The sequence below is a fragment of the Candidatus Caccoplasma merdavium genome, assembly GCA_018715595.1.
In the GTDB taxonomy this organism is placed as follows: Bacteria; Bacteroidota; Bacteroidia; order Bacteroidales; family UBA11471; genus Caccoplasma; species Caccoplasma merdavium.
On the sequence record DVLI01000011.1, the window covers coordinates 83846 to 107500 of the forward strand.

Sequence of the window (23655 nt, forward strand, 5' to 3'; positions counted from 1 at the left end):
TGCCATGCCTGTTAGCGTAACCACATATGGCCCCTACGTCGAGATGCCCGACAGCATCTCATCTCGCCCCGTGGCCATGACGTCCCGCGACAGCCTCGACACGACTCCAACACGCACAGACACCGTCGCTTCCCCCGCAACACCCCTGCACCGCGGGGAAAATGATATACCGGCACCGGCCGACAGCACCCCGCACGCAGCGCCGACACAACCCCTTCCCGTCGGCGACAACCCGTCGGCACAGGCCGCCACACCCTTGCCCGCCGACACCACGACCACAAGCTCCCAGCCCCTCACACAAGCCGGAGGCGACACCACGCCGCCCCTCGTCGCTCCCCTGCCCGCCGACACGCTGACCGGTGCCGGAACCCCGGCCGACAGCACCCCGCACGCAGCGACGACACAACCCCTTCCCGCCGGCGACAACCCGTCGGCACAGATCGCCACACCCCCGCCCGCCGACACCACGGCCACATGCCCACAGCCCCTCACACAAGCCGGAGGCGACACCACGCAGTTCCTCGTCGCTCCCTTACCCGCCGACACGCTGACCGGTGCCGGAACCCCGACTGACAGCACCCCGCACGCAGCAGCGACACAACCCCTTCCCGCCGGCGACAACCCGTCGGCACAGATCGCCACACCCCTGCCCGCCGACACCACGGCCACAAACCCACAGCCCCTCACACAAGCCGGAGGCGACACCACGCCGCCCCTCGTCGCTCCCCTGCCCACCGACACGACACAGACCGTCCTCGATACCGTAGGAACGGTCGCCGACACGGTCACCGGCCAAGAATATATTCCCACAATACCCCTCAGAGAAGGTCTGCCGGGCCGGGAACGCACCGGGAACGCGCCACTTCACGACGACACGTTCTTTGCCCTGCTCCTGGCCGGACTGGTAGTCTTCCTCCTTTTTATCCGGCACCGTAAAAGAATCCTCTCCTGGCAGTCCGACGGAAAAACCGAACATTACCGCGACAGCAACCGCAGCAAACACCTCCTCGGCATCAACGCCCATCTGCGGAATCTGTTCCTGGCCTACACCTTTCTTGTCGAGGGGGCATTGGGCGCCATCGCCCTCTTTGTCGTGGGGCAGCCCCTCCCCCTCTCGGGCGGTTATGCCGTCAATGCCCTGCTGCTGGCTTTGCCGGCAGCCCTCTATTTCCTCCTCCAACAAGGCATCTTCGTGCTATTGGCGGCAATCTTCTCGTCCGATGCCCGGGGACGGGAGTGGTGCGACACCCACCTTATCATCAACCTCTTATTGGGCATCGGCCTCTTTCCCTTTGCCTTCGTGGCCACCTACCTGCCCGAAGCGGCACAAACGTGTCTCATCTGTGCAATAATTCTCTATTTGCTTACCCGCATACTCTTTATAATCAAAGGTGTAAAACTTTTTTTGCGAGATTTTCGATGTTTGCTCTACTTTATTTTGTACCTTTGCGCCCTTGAAATAGCACCCCTTCTTCTCGCAGGTAAAAGTTGGGGAATTTTATAAGCAATTTATTATTAACCAATAAATCGTATTACTTTGAAAATCAAGAAGATACTGGTTTCACAACCCCAGCCGTCAGAGAAATCTCCCTATTTCGACATCGCCGAGAAATACGGGGTAAACATTGTCTTCCGTCCTTTTATCAAAGTAGAAGGTCTGTCGTCAAAAGAATTCCGTCAACAAAAAATATCATTGCCCGAGTACACCGCCATCATCTTCACCGCCCGCACGGCCATCGACCACTTCTTCACCCTGTGCGAAAGCCTGCGGGTCACCATACCCGAAACGATGAAATATTTCTGTACGACCGAGGCCATCGCCCTCTATCTGCAAAAATACACCGTGTACCGCAAGCGGAAAATATTCTTCGGCAACACGGGGAAACTCGACGATCTCATGCCGGCGCTCAACAAGCACAACGGCGAGAAATTCCTGTTGCCCGTCTCCGACGTGAACAACGGCGAATACCCGCTGCTCGACAAGCATAAAATCAACTACACCAAAGCCGTCATGTACCGCACGGTAAGCAACGACTTCGGCCCCGACGAGCCGTTCGACTACGACATGCTCATCTTTTTCAGCCCCGCCGGCATACAGTCGCTGCTGAAAAACTTCCCCAATTTCGAGCAGGGCGACATCAAAATCGGCACCTTCGGCCCCACCACCGCCAAGGCCGTGAAAGAAGCCGGCTTGCGCCTCGACTGCGAAGCGCCCCGTCCCGAAGCTCCGTCGATGACCGCAGCACTCGACCTCTTCCTCAAAGAACAAAGCAAGGCAGCAAAAAAATAAAAGCCGGACCACAACCTTATCCCGCCCCGTCCCCGCATTCTTTTTGAAATGCGGGGACGGGGCGTTTTTACCGCGACGGGAAAATTTTCCCGACAGGCCGTTTGAACATAATATTTTTTCGCTACCTTTGGAATTGAAAAAAGAAAGGAACCTTTCCCCTGCAAACCGAAAGGCTGCCACTTTCCAATACCCCCCAAAGCCCTCACCACACAGTCCACAATCGGCACACAAAGAGACTTTGGCCCAGAAAATGGACATCACGGTTCCGGGCTTTCGCGTCCGACAAAAATCATCTTTAAGAAACCCTAAAACATATATATACACATCACTATGAAAACAAGATTCTTTCTTCTCGCAGCCCTAGCTTTTACAATGGTTGCTTGCAGCGACAACGATGAAAACGACCAAGAAGGCAGCGGCATCACATCTACCACCCAGCAGGGAAAACCCGACAACGTCATCGACTTGGGATTGCCAAGCGGGACATTATGGTGCATCGCGAATGTAGGGGCTTCTGCTTCAACGGATTTTGGAGACTACTGCCTGATATCTTACGACAACGACGAAGCCACGAAAAAAATGGGAGCAGGCTATTCCACACCGACAAAGGAGCAATTCGAAGAACTAATGGCCCACACCACACAACGCCATACCGTAATTAACGACACGGCCGGCATGCTTTTCGAGGCATCGAACGGAAACAGCATTTTTTTGCCCGCCGCAGCCCATCTTTCCGGCAACTCATGGGAAATAAACAATGAAGGGTCGGGAGCATACTGGACAAAAACACCGTCGGCCGAAGAAGACTATTTTTATTTTCTTGAATTCAGCAAAGCCGAAGAGACCCCATGGTTCGGGAACCGAGATATCCATGACAACAAACTTCCCATCAGGGCCGTTTACAAAAATTAAAAACACATAAGCAACCGGAACTTTTTAGAACCAAACCCTTTATACGGGAAAATTCATATAAAAGACTGCCCGACCCGATACGGTTTGCGGCAGTCTTTTATGTCTCGCCACGGCCCATGAAAAGAAAAACATTTAAAAACCTCTTCTTTCCGAGAAAAGTCGTACATTTGTCTCTGAATGGCTACTGTAACAAACCGTTGAAATAAACAAACTCCGGCAAAACACAAAACACCATGTGCGATAACCGACTCACACGCGACGAACGCCTGCGGGGAGAAATACGGGTAAACAACCTCTTTCTCTCCGGCGAATCGTTTATCGCCTACCCCTACCGCGTCGTCTACACCGTGAGCGAAGCCGCACGTCCCGCCCCGACAGCCCTGCTGGTGAGTATCCCCAAGAAACGATTCAAACGCGCCGTCAAGCGCAACCGGCTGCGCCGCTGCACCAAAGAAGCCTTCCGCCTCAACAAGACGATTCTCAACACCCCGTTGCTGGCCGCCGGGAAAAGCATCGACATGGCCCTCATCTACCTCGACAAGGAGATGCAACCCTACACCCTGCTCGAAAAGCGCATGAAGGAGTTGCTGCAAAAGCTGGCCGCCCGAATCGTCCCGGCCTCCGAGGAAACCACAAACGACTAACCTCCCGACCATGCTGCGGCTCATCAAAAAAGCACTCTCGGCCCTTCTCCTGCTCCCCATCTACTTCTACCGGGCCTGCATCTCACCGCTCAAACCACCCAGTTGCCGCTATGTGCCCACCTGCTCGCAATATGCCATCGAGGCCATACGCCTGCACGGCCCGGGTCTCGGCCTGTGGCTCGCGCTGAAACGCATCGGCCACTGCCACCCCTGGGGCGGGAGCGGATACGACCCCGTCCCGGGCATCACCCGGTATGACGTCCACACCCATCGGTTACGCCCCGTCACCCCGCGCGAATATGCCATCTGCAACCCCTATCCCCACTATCCGCTGACGGTGGTGGAAGAACGCCCCGACTGCCGTTTCTCGGTGGGCATTCACCCCTACCAGAGCGACACGACGACCGAAGCCGACTGGGACGAAACAGCCCGCATCGCCCGCCTGCCGCAAGTCGTCGCCATCGGCGAGTGCGGCCTCGACACGACCCGCGGGGCCGACCTGAGCCGCCAAGCCGCCCTCTTCGAGCGGCACATCGCCCTCGCCGAAGAGGTACAAAAACCGCTCATCATTCACTGCGTGAAAGCTTTCGACACGCTCATCGCCCTGCGGCGCAAATGGAAACCCGCACAACCATGGATTATCCACGGTTTCCGCGGGAAACCGCAGCAAGCCGGCCAACTGCTGCACGAAGGCATCACGATAAGTTTCGGCACGAAACACAACCCCGCGACCCTGCAAACGCTGGCACCCGGCCTTTGCTTCTTCGAGAGCGACGAAGAGCCCACCCCCATCGACACACTCTACCGCACCGCAGCCCGGGAATGGAAAATCCCCCGCTACATCGCCGTGGCACGCACAGCCGAAAGCGCCGGAGAAGTGTGGCCGGCACCACGAAATGAAGAAGGGCAAAAAAGCACTCTATAAGAAGGATTTCCCCATAAAATCATTATCTTTGCCGGAGTTTCCACGAAAAGGCAGGCACAAAAGGCGGAGCAAACGCCCCGGTGCGCCCCATCGTCGACCGACCGAAAAATTTTAACGCTAAAAATAAAAAACTACTTCGATGAATTTCATAGAAGAATTGGAATGGCGCGGCATGATACACACCACGATGCCGGGCACAAAAGAACTCCTCGAAAAGGAGATGGTTACGGCATACCTGGGCATCGACCCCACGGCCGACTCGCTGCACATCGGGCACCTCTGCGGCGTGATGATGCTGCGGCACTTCCAACGCTGCGGCCACAAACCCATCGCGCTGGTGGGCGGAGCCACCGGCATGATAGGCGACCCCTCGGGCAAATCGCAAGAACGCAACCTGCTCGACGAAGAGACCCTGCGCCACAACCAGGAGTGCATCAAAAAGCAGTTGAGCCACTTCCTCGACTTCGAATCGGACGCCCCCAACCGGGCCGAACTGGTGAACAACTACGACTGGATGAAAAACTTCTCGTTCCTCGACTTCGCCCGCACCGTAGGCAAGCACATCACCGTCAACTACATGATGGCCAAGGAATCGGTGCAGAAACGCCTCAACGGCGAAGCCCGCGACGGACTCTCGTTCACCGAATTCACCTATCAGCTGCTGCAAGGCTACGACTTCCTGCACCTCTACGAGACCAAGAACTGCAAACTGCAACTCGGCGGGTCGGACCAATGGGGAAACATCACCACCGGAGCCGAACTGATACGCCGCACCAACGGCGGTGAAGCGTTTGCCCTCACCTGCCCCCTCATTACCAAGGCCGACGGTACGAAATTCGGCAAAACCGAGTCGGGCAACGTATGGCTCGACGCCCGCTACACCTCGCCCTACAAGTTCTACCAGTTCTGGCTCAACGTGAGCGACGAAGACGCCGCCCGCTACATCAAGATATTCACCTCGCTCACACGAGAAGAAATAGAGGCACTCATTGCCGAGCAACAGGCCGCCCCGCACCTGCGCCCGCTGCAAAAACGCCTGGCCCGCGAAGTCACCGTCATGGTACACTCCGAAGCCGACTACGAGGCCGCCGTCGAAGCCTCGGGCATACTCTTCGGCAACTCCACCTCGGAGCAGTTGCACCGCCTCGACGAAGATACCCTGTTGGCCGTATTCGAAGGCGTGCCCCAATTTGAAATCTCCCGCGACGAGTTGGCTGCCGGCATACGCGCCGTCGACCTGCTCACCGAGAAAGCCGCCGTATTCCCCTCGAAAGGAGAAATGCGCAAGACCACACAAGGCGGCGGCGTCTCGATCAACAAGGAGAAACTCACCGAGTTCGATACCACCTTGTCGACCGACCATCTGCTCAACGGGAAATACCTCCTCGTGCAAAAAGGAAAGAAAAATTATTTCTTAATTATTGCAAAATAAAACCGAATTTCCCTTGCAGATACAAAATCTTGCGCTATCTTTGTCGCGCTTTTAGAGGTTTTGCATCTCTTCAAGATCAGGATTGTCTTATGGTGTAATGGTAGCACAACAGATTTTGGTTCTGTTTGTCTAGGTTCGAATCCTAGTAAGACAACCACAAGGAGTCATTCTCACGATGACTCCTTTTTTTATTCATCACTTCATCAAGAATCCCCCCCCAACAACGCCTACCGGCACATTCGATTGCAACACCAAAAGCGGCACACACTCCTCAAAAAACTTTTAAAACCACATAAATAATCAATATGCGGAAAATTTGTAACAGGAATGTGCCATTTCCTACCTATTTATAGGTATTTTTTACAAATTGCGACAAAAAACATCTTCCATATCATATTTTATATTTACTTTGCAAAAAATTTCAGAGAACCTAAACAAAATGAAATCCGACCTACGGACATTCAAAAAAATCTTCTTCTGTTTCTTGCTGTTCACAAATGTTCCCGTCATCGCACTATGTGCCCGGCAGGACTCGACAACAACGCGCCAACCGCAGTATAGAGAGGCAGACTACCCGGCTGGCGACAAAATCTTGTCGGGCGACGTCCTGCGCCGAGCCAGCACAGGCGACCTCTGGAATGCCATAGTGGCGCTCGAACCCTCGCTCGTCGACAACGGCAGCGACCTCTACGGCGACGTGCCCTACTATACACCGCAAAGCAATACGCTGCAAGGGACCACGGCTTGGAGCCTCGACGGCAGCAACTCATCGGTGCTTTTCCTCATCGACGGGGCACAAGTATCGGCCTACCAGTTTATGTGCCTCAACATAAACGACATCGAGAAAATCATCATCTACAAAGACGCACGGTCGCTCACCCGCTTCGGGACAAAAGGCGGCAACGGCGCCATCGAAGCCGTGCTGCGCAAACCCGACGCCGGGAAACTGCACATCAACTACCTCTTCGATGCCCAACTGCAAACCGTCGACCGGAGCAACCGACACCTCCCGGCTGAGATTTCCGGCACCCCGGGCTACGACTGGAAAGAGGCTCCGCTACGCACGGCATTCAGCCACCGGCACAAACTCGACATCGGAGGCGGAGACCGGTATGTGAAATACAATTTCTCGGTCGAGGGCGACCCCGCAGGCCGAGGTGTCATGCAAGACGACTACCACAAGACACTGGGACTGAGCAACTACATCGCCTACCAGCGTAACGCCGTGTCGATTTCGAACCACCTGTCGTTCTACCAAAGCAAAAACAACGCCAGCCCCTACGGCACCTACGACTACTACCTCTCCCTCTCGCCCGAGCTCTCGCCCTACAACGACGAGGGAAAAATAGCGACACTCCTCCCCGACGGCTCGACCAACCCCCTGCATGAAGTCTCGACCGGCTCCTTCAACAAGGAAAAGATACACACCATTCAAGACCGGCTGAAAGCCACCATCACCCTCCCGGCCGACCTGTATATCGAAGGGTCGTTCTCATTCACCCGGGAGACGGCACAGAACGACCTCTACATCTCCCCCTCCTCGGGACGCTATGTCGATGCCGAAGAGGGCAGCTACACGGGGCGATACGACATCACCCGCGACAACCAACTTGCCTTCGAGGGCGACCTGGCACTGCGTTACGACAAGAAGTGGAAGAAATCGGCCTTCGGCACCTCGCTGGCCGTGGCCTTTCTCAGCGAGAAATGCTACGGCGAGACTCTCGGCGGATATGGCATCTTGAACGACCGCATGGCCTATATCTCCTTCACCCAGAGCTACTCCGACGAAGAGCCTGTGGCAACACGCGAATACGACCACAACCTGGCCGGACTTTTCTCGGCCCACTACCAGTATGACAACCGCTACGGCGTGTCGGCCGGCCTCCGCATCGAGAAATCATCGCTGCTGGCCCCCCGTGCCCGCACGGCCCTCTTCTACAACGCCGGGCTCTTCTGGAACCTCCACAACGAAGCCTTCCTGCGCAACAGCGGCCTGGAACAACTCACGCTGGCCCTCTCGCACGGTACCAGCGGAGGCATAGGCTTTGCCAATAACGCCTACACCATCACCTACGACAACAATATCGGCAACGAGTACATCTACAACTACTATCTCATAGGCTCCTCCATCGTGCTCATGCCCAACGACCGCCTGCGCTGGTACACCGTCATGCGCGACAACCTGTCGCTCTCGGCACGTTACCGCAACTTCGCAGGCTCGGTGCTCTTCTACTCGCGCATCACGACCGACCTGCCCGTCATCACCCCGCTCCCCCTGTCGACGGGATACCCCTACACATTCGGCAACGGCGGGAAAATCAGCAACCGGGGCATCGAAGGCTCACTCTCCGTCGACCTGCTGCCGGGACACAAGGGGCTGTCGCTGCTCACCTTCGCCTCGGTAGCCTACAACATCAACCGCATCGAAGAGGTGCCGGCCTACTTTGCCTCGCTCTACAACGAGGCCGTCGCCCGTAATGCCGAGACGACAGGGACCGCCGCCGTCGCGGGATTCCTGCAACCGGGCTACTCCGTCACCGAACTTTACAGCACCGACCCCGCCACCGGGCAACTCACCGCCGAAGGGCCGGCCACACCCACGGTACAGGGCAACTGGGGCTTGTCGGGCACATGCGGCAAATGGCAGTTCAACCTCCTCACCACTTTCTCGGCCGGGGCAAAAGCCTACGACGCCGAACGGGCCTCCACTGCCCCAAATCCTTATGTAAGCGACAACCGCTTCACCCTGCGCAACGTGCAGGTGGGATACACGTTCCCGCTGTGGAAGGTCGCCGGGCTGACCGTCATCGCCTCGGGCGAGAATCTGGTGCGATATACCTCGGCCGACAGCAACATCGGCTATTATTATCCCTGCGCCCGCACCTTCACGCTGGCACTCCGTCTACAACTCTGATATGAAAGACATGAAACGATACATACGAGTTCTGTTGCTTCTCCCGTTGGTGGCCTGCTCCGACTGGTTCGACGCCGTGCCCGACAACGAGAACATTCCCGACAAGAAATTCTTCGGCGACGAGAACGCCTTCTACAACGCGCTCGTCGACGTCTATACCCAACTGCGCAGCACCGACCTCTACGGCGGCAATCTCACGCTCTCCATGCTCGAATTCATGGGGCAGGACCTCGCCCCCTACGACACCCCGAGCAGCGACCTGAGCCGGTTCCGTTACGACACGCCCGAGAACAGCGCCCGCATCGCCACCGTCATGCAGCAGATGTACAGGGCCATCGCCTCCTGCAACAAGACCCTCGACGAGATAGAGCACACCGACGTCTTTTTCTACAACGCCGGACAGAAGGAAATCATTACCGGCGAGCTCTACGCCCTGCGGGGAGCCCTGCATTTCGATCTGCTACGCCTCTTCCACCCGTCGGTGACCCAAGAACCCGACTTTGCGGGGCTGCCCTACATGACACAATTCGGCACCGAAACGGGAGCGCCGCAGACTTCGATGCAACTGCTGAACCACATTCTCGACGACCTCTCACAAGCCGCCACGCTGCTCAGAGAGTACGACCCCATCTTGTCGGGCTGGAACTACACCAACACATCACCGGGGCAAATCGACAACCGGTTGCGGACATTCTTCCTCAACTACTACGCCGTAACCGCCCTGCAAGCCCGCATCTACCTCTACATGGGCAACTATGAAATGGCTCTCGAAAGGGCGCAGGAGACATTCACCCACCTGCAAAAGGTGGCGGCCGCTTCGCAACTCTTCTACTACGTCGTCCCGGGAAAATACAACAGCGACTTCTGTTTCTCACGCGAGCACATCTGGGGCATATCGTCGATGCCCGACGGTTTCACCGCCCTCTCCGATACGATGTTCGCCTCGCGCAAGATACGCGTGCGCAGCGACCTGGCAGCCGTCTTTCCCGACGTCAACGACACCCGTTTCCGTGAATGGTTTACCCGCCAGGACGACGGGAGTTACACCCTGCAACACAAGTTCGGGTCAAGCACCCTGCTCTCGGGATACATTTACAGCACGAGCGGCGGCGAGTCGGACCTGCCGGCCCGCATTCCCGTCATCAAGCTGGGTGAGGTGGCCCTCATCGCCGCCGAGGCCCTCAACCATGACATGCGGCCCGACGAGGCGGCCGAGTGGCTCATCGAACTGCAATCGTCGAAAAGAAGCACCCTCGTCGAACAGCTGAAAGCCGAAGGGAAAATATCGGTCGAGACCATAGCGGCCGCCATTCGCGACGAATACCAACGCGAGTTCTGGGGTGAAGGCCAGCGCTTCTTCTTCCACAAACGCATGGGCGACACCCGCATCGCCTCCTACGCGGGCGACAGCATCGACATCTCCAACGAACAATACACCTGGCCTATCCCGGCCGGAACCATCTCGGTAAACCTGCAATAAATGAAAACGCGCACCCTGTATATCCTGCTGATACTCCTGACGGGACTGTTCCTCTTCCCGGCAGAAAAAGCCCGTGCCCAGAAAAAGACATCGGTGCATCTGCAAAACAGGCCCTTGAAAGAGCTGCTGCACACGGTACAGAAAAACGAGCGGCTCTACCTCTACGTCGACCCGTCGGTCGACATCGACAAGAACATCTCGGTATCGACCGAATACAGCGAGCCCCTGACCATGCTGAGCCAGGTCGACAACACGCTCTCATACCGCATCATCGACAACACGCTCGTCGTCACCCCCCGTAAAGCCCCGGACAACCGGCTCATCGGTCTCGTGCTCGACGAGAACGGAGAACCCCTGTCGGGAGTCACCCTGTATGGCGACTTGGGCAAAGCCTCAGGAGCCACCCTCACCGATGCAGACGGACGCTTCTCTCTCCCAAAGGCCAGCTGCGGAAAAAGCCTCACCGTCTCGTTCATCGGCTACGAAAAACAGACACTCGTCATCGGCTCGAAAACGTTCTTCTGCATTCTCCTCAAAGCCGATGTGAACGAGCTCGACGACGTCATCGTGACCGGGTATGCCCCCAAAGCCAAGAACAGCTTCACGGGTACCGCCGTGCAGGTCAAGGGCGAAGAGTTGCGCACCATCAACAACACAAGTTTCTTCGACGCCCTGAAAGTATTTGACCCCTCGTTCAAGGTAGTCGACTCGCGCGAGCTCTTCGGGTCGGACCCCAACTTCGTGCCGTCGCAAATCGACATACGCGGTCAAAACAGTTTTCCCGACATCTCCGAGAGCAACCTGCGCACCGAAACCAGTCTGCCGGTATTCATTCTCGACGGGTTTGAAGTCGATGTCGAGAAGGTCTACGACCTCGACATGAACCGCATACAGAGCGTCACCATACTCAAAGACGCCTCGGCATCGGCCATCTACGGCTCCCGTGCCGCCAACGGCGTCATCGTCATCGAGACCCGCAGCCCCGAAGCCGGCAAACTGCAAATCAACTACTCGCTCACCGCGGGATTGCAAGTACCCGACCTCTCTTCCTATAACTTGATGAACGCCTCCGAAGCGCTCGAATTCCAGAAAGCCGCCGGCGTATTCGACGCCCTCACCGAAGGCGAAGACCCCGGTACCCGCCTCAACTCCTACAACCTCATCAAGCAGGAAATCATGAGCGGCACCGATACCTACTGGCTCTCCAAACCGCTGCGCGTGGGCTTCCAGCACAAACACTCGCTGCTCATCGACGGCAGCGTGAAAAACGAAGACGCCGAGAAGGAGGGGGGCATGCGCTACTCGGTGAACCTCGCCTACGGACAGAACAACGGCGTGATGAAAGGCTCCGACCGCACCACCTACGAGGCCGGCACCAAGCTCCTCTACAACAGCAAGAAACTCTACGTCACCAACGACCTGCAATTCAGCATGGTGGACAACAGCGAATCGCCCTACGGCGAATTTTCGAGCTACACACAGGCTCTGCCCTACCACCGCGAGAAAGATGCCGATGGCAACTACTACCGCACCCTGTCGCTGGCCAATGTCGCCCCCGAGGGCATGAGCCTCTCCATTCTCGCCCAGCAGGAATCGCCCGTGTACGAAGCCAAATACCTCAACTCGTTTACCGAAAAAGAGACCTACAACCTCACCAACAACACCAGCATCAACTGGGAGGTATTCTCCGACCTGCGTATTCGGGCCAACTTCTCGGTATCGTACGGCTTCAACCGCACCGACGCCTACATCTCCCCGCAAAGCTTCTCCTACATCAACAGCGACGACAACTCGTCGACTACTCCCAGCACGCTGTACAGCCGGGGAAAATACACGCTGAGAAACAGTTCTTCGCTCAGCTACAAGGGCAACGTGGTAGCCTCCTACACCCGCTCGTTCGGCTACCACGACATACAGGCCATCTGGGGTGGTGAAGTGAGCCAGGACGATTACAACAGCGACGGCTACACACTCACCGGCTTCCTGGGCGATGCCCTCAACTACCTCTCCTACGGCGTGCAGTACGAGCTCTACGGACGGCCGTCGGGCAGCGAGAGCAAGGTGCGGGCCGCCGGAACGTTTGCCAACTTCAACTACTCGTTCCGCAACCGCTACCTGGTCGACCTCACCGGACGCATCGACGGCTCGTCGATTTATGGAAAAAACCAGCAGACCGCCCCGTACTGGTCGGCCGGTTTCCGCTGGAACGCCCACAACGAGTCGTTCCTCAAAGGCAACGACCATCTGCAAAAGTTGGCCCTGCGCCTCAACATCGGTACCACCGGCAACCAGAACTTCACCAAGAGCCAGGCTACCAGCCTCTACACGTTCCTCACCGCCAGCTATGGCGGCTACTTCGGTGCCATCATCTCCACGCTCGGTAACCCCGACCTCAAAGGTCAAATCACCTACAACCGCAACATCGGCGCCGAAGGAACACTCTTCGACAACAAGTTCAACTTCGACGTCAACTACTACTACAACACCACGCAGGGCAATCTTACCGAAATCACCATCGCCCCCTCGATAGGATTCAGCTCCTACAAGACCAACATGGGCGACCTCACCAACCAGGGTGTCGAATTCAGTTTCAGCTACACCCCGCTGCGCACCCGCGACCTGACGCTCAACTTCACCCTAAACGGTGCCCATAATACCAACCGCATCACCCGCATCTCCGACACGCTGCGCAAGTACAACGAAGAGATAAGCAAAGAGGCCGAAGAGGGAGCTGCCAACGTCTTCCTCTTCCAGGAGGGAGAGTCGATGAACACCATCTACGCCGTGCGCAGCCTCGGCATAGACCCGGGCACAGGAAAGGAAATCTTCCTCACCAAGGAGGGTGAAAAGACCTTCACATGGAGTGCCAACGACCAGGTGCCGGTAGGTGTCGACGAGCCGATACTCGAAGGGTACATCGGGAGCAACTTCCGCTACAAGGGGTGGGAGATAGGTGCCACGTTCAACTACTCGTTCGGCGCCGACCGCTACAACTACACCCTGCACGAGAAAATAGAGAATGTCGACTACATGGTCAACAACGACCGCCGCGCCCTTACCGAACGCTGGAAACAACCCGGCGACGTGGCCCGTTACAAAGCCATCAACGACAACAGCGTTACGCAGTCGACCTCCCGCTTTGTGCAACGCGAGCGGCTGCTGAGCCTCACCTCGCTGCGCGTGAGCTACACGGTACCGGCCTCGGTGCTGCGCGGCCGCAACCTCTCGATGCTGAAATTCTCCGTCACCGGAAACGAGATATTCTACTGTTCGACCATCAAGCAGGAGAGGGGTCTCAACTATCCCTACGCCCGCTCCATCAACTTTTCGGCCTACATAAACTTCTAACCGTATGAAAAACGTCAACCTCAACATATCACACCTGCTGGCCTCGCTGCTACTGACGGCCTCGTTCTCGGCCTGCGCTTGGCTCGACGTGGGCAGCAACTCCGAAATCGACGGCGACGAGATGTTTCTCAACACCGACGGCTACTACACGGCCATCACGGGTATCTATGTCAATATGGGCAACTCCGACATCTACGGCGGCCTCCTGCCGCTCGCGGCCCTCGAACCGCTCACCCAGCAGTACACCCAGCCCGACAACGACCCCGACCGGCAGAAGTGGGGCCAGTACGACTACACCACCGACGGCGCCAAAACCTTCATCGACGCCGTATGGGGTACAATGTACAACACGATTGTCAACGACAACCTGCTCATCGAAAACCTGCAAAAAGAGGATTGCCCGCCCTTCGACGAAGGGGTGCGCGAGATACTCACCGGCGAAGCCCTCGGCCTGCGGGCCTACATGTTCTTCGACCTGCTACGTATCTACAACACGGCATACAGCGTCGACCCCACCTGCCGCAACGTGCCTCTGAAAAAAGATTTCGGTTTCGCCCTTGGCGAACAGGCCACCACCGCCCAGGCCCTCGACTACCTCGTCGAAGAGCTCACCATGGCCCGTCAGCTGCTCAAAGAGCATGACCCGATAATCACCGGCATCGCCTCGACGAACAAATATGTAAACTACGACCGTCGCTTCCGCATGAACTACTACGCCGCCACGGCACTGCTGGCCCGCATCGAACTCTACCGGGGCAACTACGCCCAAGCCTGCGCCTATGCCGAGGAGGTCATCGCCTGCCCCACCTTCCGGTTTATCGAAGAAGAGGAAATCATCGAGACCGATATCTACGGAAAAGAGCAGAAAATCGACCGTCTCTTCATGCCCGAGATGATTTTCACCCTCGGCAATGAAAATATCCTCGGCATATCACAAGCTTACTATGAAAGCCTCGGTGGCGACTTCGTCAAATCAGGTGCCTGCTACGAGAGCGGCGACCTGCGCCGCAACTGGCTCTATACCAACCCCAGCGCCAACAACAAGATAAACCTCATTCGCTACCAGCGCTCCACGTTGGCCGAAGATGCCCACCTCTACGACACCCCCGCCGTGCCGATGCTCAAACTGGGCGAGATGTACCTCATCGCTGCCGAAGCGGCACTGAACGACCCCTCGTGCAGCAGCCGGAGTGCCGCCGACTGGCTCAACACGCTGAAAAGCCACCGCAACACCACGCTCCTCCCCACCGGAGCCGACAACAGCGCCGTCGAGACCCAGCTCACCCGCGAATACATCTGCGAGTTCAAGGGCGAGGGGCAGTTGTTTTTCTACTACAAACGCCGCAATGCACAGGCCATCGACGACGGCTACTACACGGGAAACACCGTGAAAATGAGCACGGCCAACTACACTTGGCCGCTGCCCGAGTATGAACAGGACTTCGGCTACGGAGCCCAATAAAATACACGGAGGACGTGAACATGAAAAAATACCTCTACCTGCTTGTGGCACTCAGCCTCTGCACCGCCTGCCGCGAAGATGTCATCGACCTCTACAACGCCGAGCGTCCCGCCCTCAACTTCGCCAAGGGTGAATTCAACCCCGGCACCTATCCCGAGAGCTACTCGTTCAACGCCTACTTCCTCGGCGTGGGAGCGGGCGACTACGAGCTGCAAATCCCCGTCCGCCTGCAAGGCACCATCGACTACGATAACGACCGCCTCTACACGGTGCGGGCCAACCCCGGGAAAAGCCAGAATGCCGAGAACGGCGTGCAGTACTCGCTCAGCGAGGAACAGACCTTCCGGAAAGGTCTCTATCAGGACTCCGTGACGGTAACGATACATGTGGGAGCCCTCAACACCGAAGACGACTACCGCATCTGGCTCGAACTGGTGCCCGGCGAGACCTTCGACGCCGGCGTGCCCGACTACCAGTATGTCGTCATCGACTTCATGAAGAACCTCAACACCATGCCCAACTTCTGGTCGAACAACAGCAAGCTGGCCAAGATACCCTACCACCCCAAGAAATGTGAGGTATTCCTCGAAATAAGCGGCATCACCGACCCCGACTGGACCGACGCCGGCGGTACCATACAACTCGAATACTGGATAAACCTCTGCACGCAATACTTCCTCGAAAACGAGATTTACGACGAAGAAACCGGAAACCGCATCTACTTCGACCTATGAAAAGACATCTTCTCCTATACACCCTGAGCCTGCTCGTTGCCGGGCTGTGCGGCAGCTGCCTGCAAGACAAGGACAGCACGGCCACTTGGACACCCGACCACGTCATCGCCGTGTCGGGCATTTCGAGCGACGCATACACCCTCTACCTCGGCGACCGCTTCACCTGCGAGCCGCAGATTACCTTCTCCGACAGCACCCGGGCCGGCGACTACGACTACCGCTGGGTCATCGGGAAAAGCGAAGTCATCTCGCGCGAGAAAAACCTCGACTGGGAAGTCGCCCTGCCCGAAGGCTACAAGCTCAACAGCGACATTCCCGGCGTGCTGGTGGTGCGCAACACGGTCAATGAGCTCGAATTCCGCCAACCCTTCACCATGCGCCTCTTCACCGGCTACACCCCCGAGTACATCGCCATCTACGAGACCGAGGAGGGAAACGTCGAATGGATGTCGTTGCAAGGTACCCCCTATGAATGGACCCGCACCTACGACAACATGATAGAGCGCGTAAACGGCACCACCGTGCCGGGCCCCTTCATCGGAGCCTTCAACTCGACCGACGAAATCGCCATCTTCACCGGCCACGCCCCCGACTACGGAGTCACCGTGAGCATGATCGACTCTGACGAAGGCGACGACTTCGTGGCCAACGTGGGCGAAATCGTGGGCAACATCTACGGCCGCGTGTACCTCGGCAGCGAACCCACGCTCGACATCAAAGACGTCGTGTATGGCGAAGGCGCCAGCAAATACCTCATCAGCAACGGCACGCTGCACGTCTTCAACGGGCTCGAAAAGCGGCTGCCCATGTACGACGAGAGCACCTACATCAAGAGCTCCGGTGTCGCCCAAAGCGTCTCCTCGAAGCAGTTCATGCGTTTCAAGAAAGCCACCTTCGTGCGCCACAACGACGGCCGGGTAGGCTGCTTCCACGTCTACAACGACGTGATGGAGTGGGTGACGGCGGGCAATGAACCGTTCATGCTCGATACCATCTGCGGCTGCTTCTCACAAGCCACCGGCGAAGGCTCCAACAAGCCCTACGACATCTTCCTCGTAGGGGGACGCAACGGCGCCTACCAGATGCACCGTTTCCACGTCGACTACGTCAAGACCACGGTGCAACCCATCGTACACGAAGCCGCCTTTGACCTGCCGGCCGACCTGGTGGGAGAGGTGCGCTACTGGTTCGGCTCCTTCGGCGAGGAGTATGCCTTCTACGCCACCCGCAATGCCGTCTACCGATTCGACTACCACGACATGACCGCCTTCACCCCCGCAGCCGCCCCGCTGGTACAATGGGACGAGAACCTCGAACTTCTCGACCTCTTCGTCTTGCAGGGCAGCACCTTCCGCGACGAAGACGACTGTACGGTAGCCTTCCTCTACAACGCCGAGACCCGCAAGACCACCCTGTGTGTCTACGACACGGTAACCGGCCGCATCTATGCCGAATACACCGACCTGCTGCCGGGTCGCGGTGTCTTCTTCACAGCTCGATAATTGTAAACCTAATCCTCTAAATATGAACGCAGAACGTCCTGTCATCGAATGTAGGAATCTCACCCATTACTACGGGAAGAAACTCGTCTACGAAAATCTGAACATCGTCGTTCCCGAAGGCCACATCATGGGCCTGCTGGGAAAGAACGGCGCCGGGAAAAGCACCACGATAAACATTCTCAACGGCTTTCTCGAACCCCGCTCGGGCCAATGCCTCATCTACGGCGAAGACACGCAGAACCTCTCGCCCGAGACCAAGAAACGCATCGGATACCTCATCGAGGGGCACATCCAGTATAGCTTCATGAACGTACACCAGATAGAGAAATTCTACTCCGGATTCTACGACAACTGGAACCGCGACGCCTACTGGTCACTGATAAACCGCCTGAAAATCACCCCCCGCCAGAAAATATCGACCATGTCGTGCGGACAACGTGCTCAGGTGGCCCTCGGCCTTATCCTCGCCCAGGATCCCGACCTGCTCATTCTCGACGACTTCTCGCTCGGTCTCGACCCGGGTTACCGCCGCCTCTTCATCGACTACATGAGAGAGTACTGCAAGAGCCAGCACAAGACCGTGTTCCTCACCTCGCACATCATTCAAGACATGGAACGCCTCATCGACGACGTCATCATCATGGACTACAACCGCATGCTGGTGCAAGGGCCCGTCAAGGACTTTACCGACCGCTTCAAGGGCTTCGCCTTCGACCTCGACCGCGACGACGTGACCTTCGGCAAAGACGAGGCGGCCAACGTCGAACACATCAACAACCACTACGAGTTCTACACCTACGACGACGAGACGGCCGTCAAGGCCCTGCTCGATGCCAAAGGGCTCGCCTACCGCAACTTCTCGCGCATGAACCTCACGCTCGAAGACGCATTCATAGGTCTCACCGGTAAATACTAAGAGGCAATGAAACCGATATGGCATCTCTTCTACAAGGAATGGATTAAGACCCGCGCCGCCTTCTTCGGCACGCTGATAGTGGGCATCGGCGTGGTCTTCTATATCTTCATCGGCGTCGAAAACCGCATCACGCTCATGGGCGCCAAGGGCTACACCCTGTATATGCTCTACAACAATCCGCCCGTCATCTACTACGGCCTGTTGCGTTATATACCGCTGCTGGCCGCCGTGTGCATAGGCGCGTCGCAGTACGCCCCCGAAGTGGCCCAACGCCGCATACGCCTCACCCTGCACCTGCCCGTGGGCAACCGCACGCTCATCGCCGGCATGGCGCTCTACGGACTGCTGCTCCTCACCCTCTTCAACGCCATCGTCCTCACCCTGTTCTGTTTCAAAAACAGCGCACTCTTCCCGGCCGAGGTGACGGTGCCCGTGCGTGAGACCCTGCTGGGGTGGTTCCTCGCCGCATACTGGGTCTACAACTTCATCGCCTTCACGGCCCTCGAACCCAACCGCATGCGGCAGCTCTTCTATGCCCTCACGGGGCTTGTCCTGCTCTCGCTCTACCTCTACGACGTTCCCTTCCACGGGGCTTACAGCACCTCCATGCCCGTGTTGGCACTGCTGGCGCTGCTTTCCTGCCCCCTCGTCCTGTTCAGCGGATACCGATTAAACAAAGGAGAAAGATAATGACACACAAGATACTGCACATCATTGCCGCCCTTTTCACGGCCGCAGCCGCCGCTCTCGTCCTGCCCTACTTCTGCAAGAGCAGCCCGACGTTCTTTTCCCACCTCTATACCGACGTCGTCTACTCCGAAATCTTGCAGGACTTCATCTTCTCGCGCTACGAATACGTCGACCGAGACGGGCAGACAACGGCCTATACCGTCTATCGCGACTCCCGCGGCAACCGCATCGACCGCTCGGCCGTCGACTCGCTCTGCCCCCTCAACAATGCCACCCAACTGGCTTTTGAAAACCGCTTCCCCGACACCATCTGCGGTGTAGCCGTTACGGCACGGCAGGCCGAAGAGGCCGTCTTCCGCCACCGCATATCGATGCCCGCTCTCGACTATGGCCTCTACGACCTGGTCGACAGCCATAGCTACCTGTCGCAAAAATTCAACACGCAAGACCTCCTGCGCTTCACCGCAACGGGGCTGGAATTTCTCCTTCCCGAAAGCAACAGCATCGACACGGCCAAGACCCGCATCTTCGACTGGGCACTCGCCGAGAGTGGCTTTGAAGCGCCGATGACCCGCATATGGTCACCCTCGAACCGCACCGACATCGAACAGCAGGGTTTCTTCCTCAACGACCGCAACGGCCGCCTCTTCCGCCTCTCCATGACCGAGGGAGCCCCCGTCGCAGAACCGATCGCCCGCCCCGACGACAAGGAGGTGCTTCTCATGAGCTTCGGCGACGAAGAAGATTTCCTGGCCATCGTCGTCACCACCGACGGCAGCAGCTACCTCATGCCCCGCGACCGCGCGTCATACCGCCGCCTGCCGCTGCCCTCGTTCAAGGGAAAGAGCGTCTCGCTCTCGGGCAATCTCTTCTACTACTTCTTCACGCTCGATGCGGCCGACTCCACCGAGTATGTCGTCGTCGACAAGTCCCTGCGCCCGGTAAACCGCCACACCTTGGCACACCCCGCACCCGACCGTGCCTTTAAAGCCGCCGACTACCTGTTGCCGGTGCGCATCACCCAGTCGGCCTCGTCGGGCATCGACCTCCGCTGGGGCGACCCGGCCCGCTTCCTGCTCGTCAACGTCGTGCTGGCCATCATCACCTTCGTTCTGCGCCGCCGGCAGGGATACAAACTCCCGGCACAGCTCATCGACACCCTCCTCGTGTTGCTGCTGGGCCTCTGCGGCATGGCTGGCGCATTTGCCATACCTTACCGCCGTAACGATAAAAAAGAAAACCTCCCGCTATGACACGCACACAGATAAAACACCTGCTCTACAAAGAGTGGATAAAAACACGCTGGTATGCCGCCGTGGGGCTCGCAGGAAGCCTCATTCTGTCGGTCTATGCCTGCATCGATGCCGTCTCCACCTTCCACGACATGGGCGGCACCTTCTTCTACTCGACCCTGCTCACGGGCAATATCGCCCTCATGACGCAGCTCAAATACCTGCCCCTGGCAATAGCCCTGCTCATCGGGTTGCCCCAATTCCTGCCCGAGATTACCAACAAGCGCATACGCCTCACCCTGCACCTGCCCGTGGGCAGCACGGCCGTCGTCTACACGATGGTGCTCTACGGCCTCGCCGTGTTCTGCTGCACGCTGCTCCCGGCCCTGCTCATCACCACGGCCACGCTGGCGGCCTGCTTCCCCGCCGAGGTGGTCGTCGCCACCTTGCAGACCCTGCTGCCCTGGCTGCTCGGCGGCATGACCGCCTACTTCTTCACGGCGATGATAGCCTTTGAGCCAGTGTGGAAATTCCGCTTCGGCTATATCCTCATCGCCTATCTCACCCTGCGCTTTTTCTACCTCGGCTACGGGGTGGGAAATGCTGTAACCGCCTACCCGCTGCTGCTCGTCATCACCCTGGTGTCGAGCCTGGCGGTCATCTACACGTCGCACCGTTTCAACAAAGGAGAGCTCTGATTATGGCAAAGATTGTACGTTTCCTCCTGATACTCATCACCATCTTCACCCTGTCGTTCTATCTGCCGTCGCTCTACCAACGCACGGTCGAGAAACGTCCGCTGAAAACCATGATATATTTCAGCGAAGTGTCGCACGACTTCGTCATTGCCCGCGAAAGCATCGACTCCACCACCCAGGAAGCCGCCATGCTTTACTACGACACCCGGGGTAATCTTCTCACCGAGACCGAATACATGCAGCTGTTGCCCTTCAACAACCGCCGTAAACTGAAACTCATGGGCCTCATGCCCGACTCGCTCGACGGTGTCGCCCTCACGACCGACGTGCTGAAAAACGTGAAACGCAGCATGCTCGTGGCCGACCGCTCGTTCAGCTACGGACTTGCCCCGCTCTTCGAGTCGGCACCCGAAAGGGTAGGGGTCTCGCTCCCCGACGACATCTTCCGCATCGGGAAGAAGGGCATCGAGTTTATCGACTGCACGACGGGAGAGGTGCTCCAAGAAAAAAGCGCCCGCTTTGCCCGGGCCATGCAGGCAGCCGGCTTTGAAGCACCCGCCCGCGACATCTATGGCATACCCTCCATCATCAAACGCTGGGACAGCGGCTACTTCATCACCGACCGCAACGGCCGCCTCTTCCACCTGATGATGGTAAAAGGCGCACCCTACTGCCGCGCCATCGAGACCGGATTCGAGATAAAGAACATCAAATGCCACACCGACGAAGAGATATTCTGCCACCTCTTCGACACCGACAACCGCCTCTATGTGCTCACGACCGACTACCGGCTGCTGCCGCTCCCGGTAGAGACGCCGTCGGGACGCTGCTTCATGACCTCGAACGACTTCTTCCGCACCTACAAGACGACAGAGAAAGACACGAGTATCCTCTTCGCCCTCGACCCGTCGTTCGGCTTCGTCGCCCGCTACGCCGAGAAAATCGACCACTACGACGACACCCCCGAGGCCGCGTGGGAGAGACGCCTCTTCCCCTTCTCGACGATGAAGACTCCGGGCTATGCCCACTTCATTCCCCTGCCTAACCCGGTGCGCGACTTCTGGATAACCAACCTCGTGTGCTTCCTCGTGTGGGCCGCGGTCAAAGCCTACAAACGCCGCTCGTTCCGCCGCCCCGAAAACATCGGCGATGCCATCGTCATACTGCTGACAGGTATCTACGGCCTGATAGCCGTATGGCTCTTCCCCAACCGGAAATAAACCATCTATCTTCTCACCCCAAAAATTCATCACTATTATGGAGACAACAAATGCTAAACAACAAAAAATCTCGTTTGTAGGGTTCGCCGCCTTCATGATTGTACTTTTCACCATGCCGCTGGGTCATGCCGCCATGATTATCATGGAAAAGACATTAGGAGAAACCTATCTCACCCCCGCGGCCTTCGTACTGGGGCTCCTGGGCGCCGCTCTGGCTATCTGGGGCTTCTACATGAAAAACGAAAACGGAGCCACCTTTGCCGGCCTCATCGGCGGTCTCATGACATGGACCGGGTGGATAGAATTTACCTTCGTCTACTACGCCCACCGCTACGGCGTGGCTCCCTATATCGAAAACGGAGAAGTCGCCACCAAACCCGAATATCTGGTGATGATGTCGTCGATAGGATTCTTTGCCGTGGTGATGATGTTCTACATTTTCAGCGCGCGCACCCGCTGTGTATTCTTCTGCTGGGTGCAAAAGAAACTCGGCCTCAACCGGCACGAAGAGTCGTTGCAGACCGTCCACCGCAACCCCTCGCTCACGACCTTCATGGAGACCAACGTGCTGCTTTGGGCCTGCTACATGGTGCTCATGTTCGCCTATGACGACCACCTGCTGGGCGACCGCCACCCCGTCACGGCCTTCATCGCCTTCGGCAGTCTCGTGTGGTCGGCCTATCTCTTTGTGAAGCTCATGAAAATCAAACACATCGGATACGCCATACGTTATGCCATTCCCACGGTCATCATCTTCTGGAATTTCGTCGAAATTCTCGGCCGCTGGGACTTCTTCCACGAAATATGGACCGAACCGGGCCAGTACAAGACCGAAATCATCATCATGTTCGTCGTCTTCCTCCTCTTCTCGGCCTACCTCTTCTTCCGCAAAAAACAGGAAACCAAATAAACTATTCACCTTTAATTAAAAATCCTATGAAGAAAATTTTACTCTTCACGGCATTCCTTGGCTGCTTTGCCTGGGGATACGCACAGACCAAAAACGTGGCTGTTGAAACCGCCGGTACGCTCAGTACCCTCCTCACAGCCGATGAGACCGCTACCCTGACCGACCTCACCGTAACCGGCTCCATCAACAAAGCCGACCTCAACACCCTCAACGGCATGCCCGCCCTGGCTACCCTCGACCTCAGCGGCGCCAACATCGTGGCTTCGTCCGACGGCGAAACTTCCTACGCCGAGAACACCATTCCCGAAGCAACCTTCATGGGCAACAAGGCTCTTATTTCGGTACT

General features: G+C 57.4%; 19 protein-coding genes and 1 tRNA gene. All 20 read left to right on the top strand.

Features of this window, described 5'->3' with window-relative positions; all coding sequences use genetic code 11:
- Positions 1 to 4: 4 nt before the first annotated feature.
- Entirely contained in the window at positions 5 to 1504 is a 1500-nt protein-coding gene (locus IAD09_03760) for a DUF4271 domain-containing protein (protein ID HIT81343.1), read from the top strand.
- Positions 1505 to 1537: 33 nt separating this feature from the next.
- Complete coding sequence (locus tag IAD09_03765; GenBank protein ID HIT81344.1) at positions 1538 to 2290, top strand: uroporphyrinogen-III synthase; 753 nt, start codon at positions 1538 to 1540, stop codon at positions 2288 to 2290.
- 330 nt (positions 2291 to 2620) lie between these two features.
- Entirely contained in the window at positions 2621 to 3202 is a 582-nt protein-coding gene (locus IAD09_03770; GenBank protein ID HIT81345.1) for a hypothetical protein, read from the top strand.
- Positions 3203 to 3435: 233 nt separating this feature from the next.
- Positions 3436 to 3846, top strand: coding sequence for a ribonuclease P protein component (locus tag IAD09_03775; protein ID HIT81346.1), 411 nt, complete (start codon positions 3436 to 3438; stop codon positions 3844 to 3846).
- A 10-nt stretch (positions 3847 to 3856) separates the two neighbouring features.
- Positions 3857 to 4771 (top strand): membrane protein insertion efficiency factor YidD, encoded by a 915-nt coding sequence (gene yidD, locus IAD09_03780; protein ID HIT81347.1) that lies wholly within the window; start codon positions 3857 to 3859, stop codon positions 4769 to 4771.
- A 139-nt stretch (positions 4772 to 4910) separates the two neighbouring features.
- Positions 4911 to 6203: a tyrosine--tRNA ligase gene (locus IAD09_03785; GenBank protein ID HIT81348.1), complete on the top strand. Its 1293-nt coding sequence runs from the start codon at positions 4911 to 4913 to the stop codon at positions 6201 to 6203.
- Positions 6204 to 6286: 83 nt separating this feature from the next.
- Positions 6287 to 6360 (top strand) — tRNA-Gln (locus IAD09_03790).
- Between the two features lie 282 nt (positions 6361 to 6642).
- Entirely contained in the window at positions 6643 to 9117 is a 2475-nt protein-coding gene (locus tag IAD09_03795) for a hypothetical protein (GenBank protein ID HIT81349.1), read from the top strand.
- A 10-nt stretch (positions 9118 to 9127) separates the two neighbouring features.
- Positions 9128 to 10597, top strand: a complete 1470-nt coding sequence (locus tag IAD09_03800) for a RagB/SusD family nutrient uptake outer membrane protein (protein ID HIT81350.1) — start codon at positions 9128 to 9130, stop codon at positions 10595 to 10597.
- Entirely contained in the window at positions 10598 to 13945 is a 3348-nt protein-coding gene (locus IAD09_03805) for a SusC/RagA family TonB-linked outer membrane protein (GenBank protein ID HIT81351.1), read from the top strand.
- Positions 13946 to 13949: 4 nt separating this feature from the next.
- Complete coding sequence (locus IAD09_03810; protein ID HIT81352.1) at positions 13950 to 15407, top strand: RagB/SusD family nutrient uptake outer membrane protein; 1458 nt, start codon at positions 13950 to 13952, stop codon at positions 15405 to 15407.
- A 20-nt stretch (positions 15408 to 15427) separates the two neighbouring features.
- Positions 15428 to 16141, top strand: coding sequence for a DUF4843 domain-containing protein (locus tag IAD09_03815; GenBank protein HIT81353.1), 714 nt, complete (start codon positions 15428 to 15430; stop codon positions 16139 to 16141).
- On the top strand, positions 16138 to 17643 hold the full coding sequence (locus tag IAD09_03820) for a hypothetical protein (protein ID HIT81354.1): 1506 nt from the start codon (positions 16138 to 16140) through the stop codon (positions 17641 to 17643). The genes IAD09_03815 and IAD09_03820 overlap by 4 nt, the downstream gene beginning before the upstream one ends.
- Before the next feature lie 22 nt (positions 17644 to 17665).
- A complete protein-coding gene (locus IAD09_03825) occupies positions 17666 to 18559 on the top strand; it encodes an ABC transporter ATP-binding protein (protein HIT81355.1) in 894 nt (297 codons plus the stop codon).
- 6 nt (positions 18560 to 18565) lie between these two features.
- Positions 18566 to 19249 (top strand): hypothetical protein, encoded by a 684-nt coding sequence (locus IAD09_03830; GenBank protein HIT81356.1) that lies wholly within the window; start codon positions 18566 to 18568, stop codon positions 19247 to 19249.
- Positions 19249 to 20502: a DUF4857 domain-containing protein gene (locus IAD09_03835; GenBank protein HIT81357.1), complete on the top strand. Its 1254-nt coding sequence runs from the start codon at positions 19249 to 19251 to the stop codon at positions 20500 to 20502. Before IAD09_03830 ends, IAD09_03835 begins: the two co-directional genes overlap by 1 nt.
- Positions 20499 to 21179 carry a hypothetical protein gene (locus tag IAD09_03840; protein ID HIT81358.1) on the top strand — a complete coding sequence of 227 codons (681 nt, stop codon included), beginning with the start codon at positions 20499 to 20501 and terminating at the stop codon, positions 21177 to 21179. Before IAD09_03835 ends, IAD09_03840 begins: the two co-directional genes overlap by 4 nt.
- 2 nt (positions 21180 to 21181) lie before the next feature.
- On the top strand, positions 21182 to 22399 hold the full coding sequence (locus tag IAD09_03845; GenBank protein HIT81359.1) for a DUF4857 domain-containing protein: 1218 nt from the start codon (positions 21182 to 21184) through the stop codon (positions 22397 to 22399).
- Positions 22400 to 22436: 37 nt separating this feature from the next.
- A complete protein-coding gene (locus IAD09_03850; protein ID HIT81360.1) occupies positions 22437 to 23309 on the top strand; it encodes a hypothetical protein in 873 nt (290 codons plus the stop codon).
- 26 nt (positions 23310 to 23335) lie between these two features.
- Positions 23336 to 23655 (top strand): hypothetical protein (locus IAD09_03855; protein ID HIT81361.1); only part of this gene is annotated, 320 nt, incomplete at its 3' end.